The following is a 6799-nucleotide window of genomic DNA, read 5'->3' as shown; positions in this document are numbered from 1 at the left end:
AACAGAAATGGGCAGGCAAATACAGTATAGTCTTTAAAAGCTGGCGAGCTAATTGGGACAGGCTATCGAGGTTCTTCGATTACACACCAGCCATCAGAAAGATCATCTATACCACCAATCCCATTGAGAGCTATCACCGTATGGTTAGAAAGGTTACTAAAACAAAGGGAGCCTTTAGCAGTGAAGATGCCATCGTAAAACAAATATACCTGGCTACCATAAATGCAAATACCAAGTGGCATGGACAAATGTTTGGATGGTCAACCGTTAGAACTGAACTGATGAACTATTTTGGAGACAGACTATTAAAAAAATGACACAGTTAATTGAGCATAACCGCTGTTTCTGATTTTTGGTTTTGCTTTTTAGCTGGAAGAAACTTTTTAAAGTTATTTCTCCTCATTAATCCTCTCCAATCAAGCCAATCTGCGATATATCTTGTTCTATTATTCAATATTCTACCAGCCTCTGTTGGCCGGACGCCAACGAGCGATATCCATGCAATTCTGAGAATAAATCCTTATCACGTTTTATCAGGTTGGCGGGGACGCCAACATGAGCGTCAGATGAGTCAGGAATCTGTGGTATTCTTTCTCCTCCATAATCCTCCTCAATCCTGCCAATCTTAGTTCTCTCCCTTGAAAATTGAGCATTGAGTATTGTGCATTGAAAATTTTGAATGCGCTAAAAACAGACAGCTATAATGAAGTCTATCCCACCTAATCCACTCCATCATTCGATATTGCATATTCTATTGTTCTACGGTTCATCCTTCTCCCTCCTTGTCAACCTTTTAACCTGTTAACCTGTCAACCTTTCAACTTATCAACTTCCCTCAGTGCACCCCATCATCCTTTGCGATCTTTCTCACCTCGACTGTATTGCCTTCGCCCTGCAAAACAGGTGAACCTTTTGCAAATTCAACTGCTTCTTCCACGCTATCGGCTTTTACAATCACAAAGCCTCCCAGTGTTTCCTTGATATCGCCAAAAGGTCCATTGGTCACCATGTTATTGTGGTGCACCACCTTAGCTTCTTCAAAGGGAAGACCAGTGCCACTGACAAATTTGCCCTTGGCAGCAATGCCACCTATCCAATCCATGGTTTGCTTCATCCATACCTGTATCTGTTCGGGCGAGGCTACTTTTTTACCATCCTGGTGCCTGAAGATCAATGCGTATTGTTCCATTGTTTTTGTTTTAATGGTTATAGAAAATGGTTACTTCTCTATAACAATCGAATGCTTATCTATTGGACAAAGTTTGAGAAAATTCTTTTTTACCAGGGCAATAAAGCTTTTATAAATGCCTGGGTATTCCGACATAACCTCATCTTATGTTAACTACTTCCTCCTTGTCCTTAAGGTGTCATTACCCACTATTTCAACTTTTCGCGGCATCAACGCTTCCAGTCAACGAAAGCAAGCCATTAACACCCCGGGTGGGTTAATAAGGCTACCTTACACAGGTACGGGTAATGCTACCTGCACATAAATACTATTCATGTCATACATCACACAGGTTATATTTACTGATAAGCATATGACCACTTTAAAGAAGGGCATCCTGGCATCAGGTCTTAGCCAAAGGCTGAGCACACAAGGACCCTTCACTTTTTTCGCTCCTTCAGACGAAGCTTTTGCCAAAATGGAAAGCGGTGCAATAGCACACCTGCTGGAGCCGGCACAAAAAGAACAACTGGCTGACCTGCTGAACCATCACCTGGTGATAGGAAAGATCAACGTCAAAGACATGACGCATGGCGATAAACTGAAAACGGCAAATGGCAAGGAATTGTCCGTAGAGATCATCAACGGAACAGTATCACTTAATGGCATCGAGATCCATCATAGTGATGTGGCCACTACCAATGGTGTGATCCATTCACTGGATACGGTATTAGCGAATTAATTCCCTACTCAATATTGTTCAGCTTTTGTTTGTAGCCCGTTGCCTGCACAGCAACGGGCTTTTTATGGCTCTCCTTACCTGCTTCAAACCCTGTACGGGTAAAGATTTGGTGCTGAATACACGACCGAATTTGTAACTTTATTATTGCTTCTCCTCCACCTTTGAGTCAGCGAAAACCATTGGTATGCTGGATGAAATACCTGTATTAAAATCTTCCAGGAAATCGAAGCTGCTTGCAGCTGAGAAACGGATGACAGGCAACCTGCCCTCACTGGATAGTGCTATTTCTTTCCAGCCATTTATCAATTACTTAAAAGAAAAACGCTCCTTTGTTTCCGGAGCCCGCGAACAATTATACAACTACCTGGTAAAGCAGTTTGAGAACCAGCCCCATTTACTTTCCAGCATCCAGGATCCTGCAGTATTGCAGGACCAGGAAGGCCTGATGGAATTACTGAGCACTTCTTTATTTCCCATAGTGGACAACCAGGAAAAAAGCAACTATGCCCTGGCACCACCTTACAAACTGAGTGTATTTTATTACTCCGACCAGTTCAGGCAATTGTTCTTTGATCCCAATGAAACAGAATTGCTGTTACCGGAAGGTGTGAACCACGCGCAACTGAAAGCGATCCAGTGCTCCCTTGTGTATGACCAGGTGCTTGAGACCTTTTATGGTATCAAGCTTAATGAAAAACCGGAGTTAGTGTATCCCGTTGCAGATCCGAAAACGGGCATGATGCGTTACTACCGCATCCATTATGATCGTCGCTTTATACAGTTGAAGTTGCAGGGAGAATTGCCACCCATACATGACTGTGCGGTGTGCCTGAATACCTTCCGCATTCTTGACCTTGAGAAACAACTGGCCACCATGCCTCTGCACCTATTCAAGGCCGAAGGGTTTGCCGTGTGGGTAGCAGAAGATGTAACACTAACCGAATCGCTGGAAACCATCAAGAAGATCCTGCTTCATGGAAATGTATCTGATGCCGCCGCCATCAGCGGTTTGAAAAGATCGGTGAAGACCCTTGTAGGCCTTGATGACGTGGAAGTAGGACTGGCGCCCTTTGTAAAGATCAACGACCAGTATGTGCTGGATGAAGCCACCGGTCAACATGGCCTGGTAATGCAGCAGTGGCTGAATGATGATCCTGAAAGCCTTCCGCAGTTTCGTATGTACACGGGTTTCCTGCGCGAATACCCTGCACCGTTAGCCGTCAGTAACCTGGGAGAAGAGATGCTGGAGCTTGCACCCTTCATGGGACATATTTACAAACAGGGCATCCATAGCTTTTTAAATTACCCCATACAAAACAGCGATGGCCTGATAGGTGTGCTGGAACTGGCATCGCCAGTGAAAGGTCTGCTTACCCACGATACTGTGGACAAGCTGGAGCCTGCCATTCCACTGTTATCACTGGCACTACTGAAATGCAGGGATAATTTCCAGGTTCGCATTGATCACCTGATCAAGGAAAAGTTTACTGCCTTGCAACAATCAGTGGAATGGAAGTTTGCCGAGGTGGCCTGGGACCATTTGCGAAAGAATTCTACTGAACCCCTCCGTTGCCAGGTAGTGTTTGAAAATGTGTACCCGCTTTATGGCGCCATTGATATCCGCAACTCATCGAACCAGCGCAGCCTGGCCATTCAAAAAGACCTGAAGGCTCAACTGGAACTGGTGCAAACCATTTTGAACGGACTACAAAGCCTGCTGCAGCTGCCCCTGCTGGAAGGGCTGGCATTTAAAAACGACAACTTCCTTGCCTCCCTGGAAAATGCATTGACAGCGGAAGAAGAGATCTGCGTGAATGAATACCTGCACCAGGAACTGGAACCCTTATTCCAGCATTTACAAACCAATTATATGCTGGCGGCACCAGTGATTGATAATTACTTTACCCTGGTGAAAAATACCAGTGGCCCCCTGTATAAGAACAGGCTGGATTATGAAGAAAGCCTGGTGCAGATCAACACAACGGTGATGCACTGCCTTGAAAAAGAACAGGAGTCCATTCAGCAAGCCTATCCTCACTATTTTGAGAAATACCGCACTGATGGCATTGAATACAATATCTATATCGGCCAGTCCATATTCCCTGCCAGGACATTTGATCTTTTCTATCTCAGGAACATCCGATTATGGCAATTGAAATGCATGGCCAGTGCGACAGTAAAAACACACAGACTGTTGCCATCATTGAAGATCCCCCTGCTGACGACACAGCTGATCCTGGTGCAAAGCCAGCCTATCGCCATCAGCTTTCGCAGGGACGAACGCCGCTTTGACGTGGAGGGCTCCTATAATGTGCGTTACGAGATCATCAAGAAAAGACTGGATAAGGCATTGATACGGGATACAGGCGAACGCCTGACCCAGCCAGGAAAGATAGCACTGGTGTATTCTAACCAGAAAGAGGCAGATGAATACAGGGAATATATACTGTTCCTGCAAAAGAAAAAGATACTGAAAGAAGGCCTGGAGATGCTGGAACTGGAAGAGTTGCAGGGCATTAAGGGGCTGAAGGCGATGAGGGTGGAGGTGGTGCTGGAAGACGAGAAATAAGATTGGCAGGATTGGAGAGGATTATTGAGGAGAAGAAGTGCCACAAAGGCTCCAAGGCACAAAGAGGCACAAAGAGAATGTTGAATGTCAAACAAGGAATATCGAATGATGAAGGAAATGAGAAGTTGAAATGTTGACAGGTTGACAAGGAGAGAGAGGATGAACCGCAGAACAATAGAACAGGGAATTTCGGATGACTTATGAAAGGAAAGCCACTGAGGCAGAACGACACCTGGGAGCACGGAAAAAAGTTTAAGTTTAAAAGGAAAGACTCTACACCTGGGGTCTACCCTTTTGAGCTTGCGAGTTAGCCAGGGGGACCCCGGGTGATTCTTAAAACCGTAGAACAATAGGATACGATATGCTCAAGGGGTAGGTAGGTGTTTGATATTTAATTTACTATTTACATAATGAAATAGAAAACATACAATACGCCGTCGAGATATAGAAAGAGGTAACCTGTAGGGCAGGGAAGATCTTCCGGCCAAACAAAGAGGCCGGATAAAGATCCGGCCTCGTCTTAGTACAATGTCTGTGAATAACGAATGGACAAAGAGCAGACGGGTTTGAAGGAAAGCGAAGGGAAAGGTTTAATGGAGAACTAAGAATAGTAGGATTAAATGGATTGATGAGGAGAATTGGAGTGCCAACTAGAACTATACCCTATTCAATTAGATGGCTTTTCAATATTGGTAGATAAAACGCATAGGGCAAAATACCAGGTTTTAAATCTAACATATTCTGCGCCAGTGAGTACTTTGTTTGGAGCTTCTTACTATTTTTAGTTCAATCATTCATGTATGAATACAATTAACGTATTGGTTGTGGGTTGTGGTAATATGGGCGCTTCGCATGCAAGGGCTTATCATGAGCTGCCAGGATTTGATATTTGTGGCCTGGTAGCAAGAGGTAACAGCAAGGTGCTGCTCAATAAAGCACTGGGAGGGAACTACCCGGTTTTTGAAAGCTATGAAGAAGCACTTAATCTAACGAAGCCTGATGCGGTTTGCATTTCAACCTATCCCGACACCCATGAAAGCTTTGCCATGCTTGCATTGGAACAGGGCTGTCATGTGTTCATGGAAAAGCCTGTAGCTGACAGTGTTCCAGGTGCTGAACGTGTTGTAAAAGCTGCAAATAAAGCAGGGAAAAAACTGGTAGTTGGCTATATCCTTCGTCATCATCCTTCCTGGCAACGTTTCATACAATTAGCGCAGCAACTGGGTAAACCTCTTGTCATGCGCATGAACCTGAATCAACAAAGTCATGGCAACATGTGGACAGTGCACCAGAATTTAATGAAAAGCCTCAGCCCCATCGTTGACTGTGGCGTGCATTACATTGATGTTATGTGCCAGATGACACGCTCCAGGCCCCTGCAGGTATCGGCTATCGGCGCCAGGCTAACAGATGATATTCCTGCCGGCAATTATAATTACGGGCAGTTGCAGATCAGGTTTGAGGATGGATCTGTGGGCTGGTATGAAGCCGGGTGGGGACCCATGATCAGCGAAACCGCTTTTTTTATAAAGGATGTAATAGGTCCCAGGGGTGCTGTTTCCATAGTGGCCAAAGAAGCAGGAGGTTCGGGTCAATCGGATTCGGTAGCATCGCACACCAAAACAGAATCCATACGCCTTCATCACGCCATGATCAATAAACAAAACGAGTTTACCCATCCCGATGAATGGATAAACCTGGAAGACGAACCCAGTCACCAGGAATTGTGCAACCGCGAGCAATTGTATTTTGAAAAGGCTATCCGGGATGACCTGGACCTCAGTGATCACATGGAAGATGCAGTTAACAGCCTGCGCATCGCCTTCGCCTGTGATGAATCGGTAAGAACGGGAAGAGTGGTGGAGTTAGTCGGGAATCGGAGCTAGAAGAATTCGCCGCAAAGTCGCTAAGGCGCAAAGTTTCACAAAGAAGATAACATGACAGTTATTCATGCCTGATTGAAGCATTTGAGTATGCTCATCCAAGTGTGTCAATTTATAATTTCTTAAATTGATATTGCCATGGAAGAAAAGAAGTTTGATTTTGAAGCTTTTGTTCACCAGGCTGGTGAGCAGCTTCGTTCAGGAAAGCCTTTTACCGGATCAGATGGAGTATTTACCCCGCTTTTAAAGCACATTTTAGAAGCTTCGTTGGAAGGGGAACTGGATGCTCACCTAAGTGAAACACGCAAAACAGAAAAGAACCGGCGTAATGGCCACGCACAAAAAAATATTCAAAGCTCGTTAGGCGGCTTTGATATTTTTTCGCCCCGCGACCGTAATTCCACCTTCGAGCCTCAAACGATAGGCAAAAGACAACG

At 44.9% G+C, this 6799-nt stretch carries 6 protein-coding genes; 5 read left to right on the top strand and 1 reads right to left on the bottom strand.

All coding sequences use genetic code 11. From position 1 onward, the window contains the following. Window positions 1–317 (top strand): transposase (locus tag BUA53_RS20570; RefSeq protein ID WP_139256539.1); only part of this gene is annotated, 317 nt, incomplete at its 5' end. A 518-nt stretch (window positions 318–835) separates the two neighbouring features. Here the strand turns inward: BUA53_RS20570 and BUA53_RS20565 are convergent. Further along, entirely contained in the window at window positions 836–1189 is a 354-nt protein-coding gene (locus BUA53_RS20565) for a YciI family protein (RefSeq protein WP_072837279.1), read from the bottom strand. Window positions 1190–1502: 313 nt separating this feature from the next. Between BUA53_RS20565 and BUA53_RS20560 the strand changes: the two genes are divergently transcribed. From BUA53_RS20560 to BUA53_RS20545, 4 genes are all read left to right on the top strand, one after another. Then, complete coding sequence (locus BUA53_RS20560) at window positions 1503–1910, top strand: fasciclin domain-containing protein (protein WP_072837278.1); 408 nt, start codon at window positions 1503–1505, stop codon at window positions 1908–1910. A gap of 184 nt (window positions 1911–2094) precedes the next feature. Then, window positions 2095–4479 carry a hypothetical protein gene (locus BUA53_RS20555; RefSeq protein ID WP_072837277.1) on the top strand — a complete coding sequence of 795 codons (2385 nt, stop codon included), beginning with the start codon at window positions 2095–2097 and terminating at the stop codon, window positions 4477–4479. An 800-nt stretch (window positions 4480–5279) separates the two neighbouring features. Further along, window positions 5280–6365: a Gfo/Idh/MocA family protein gene (locus BUA53_RS20550; protein WP_072837276.1), complete on the top strand. Its 1086-nt coding sequence runs from the start codon at window positions 5280–5282 to the stop codon at window positions 6363–6365. Between the two features lie 135 nt (window positions 6366–6500). Beyond that, window positions 6501–6799, top strand: a 299-nt coding sequence (locus BUA53_RS20545; protein WP_175546132.1) for a transposase, incomplete at its 3' end; no start/stop codon positions are given.

This window comes from Flavisolibacter ginsengisoli DSM 18119 (assembly GCF_900129295.1).
Classification (GTDB): domain Bacteria; phylum Bacteroidota; class Bacteroidia; order Chitinophagales; family Chitinophagaceae; genus Flavisolibacter; species Flavisolibacter ginsengisoli.
The sequence above is the reverse complement of the archived record's forward strand: the minus strand, read 5'-3'. Positions and strand labels throughout refer to the sequence as shown.

What these genes read in the sequence shown, in the direction of transcription:
- BUA53_RS20565 (WP_072837279.1), bottom strand. Translation starts at nt 1,189, where the DNA reads ATGGAACAATACGCATTGATCTTCAGGCACCAGGATGGTAAAAAAGTA.
- BUA53_RS20560 (WP_072837278.1), top strand. Translation starts at nt 1,503, where the DNA reads ATGTCATACATCACACAGGTTATATTTACTGATAAGCATATGACCACT.
- BUA53_RS20555 (WP_072837277.1), top strand. Translation starts at nt 2,095, where the DNA reads ATGCTGGATGAAATACCTGTATTAAAATCTTCCAGGAAATCGAAGCTG.
- BUA53_RS20550 (WP_072837276.1), top strand. Translation starts at nt 5,280, where the DNA reads ATGAATACAATTAACGTATTGGTTGTGGGTTGTGGTAATATGGGCGCT.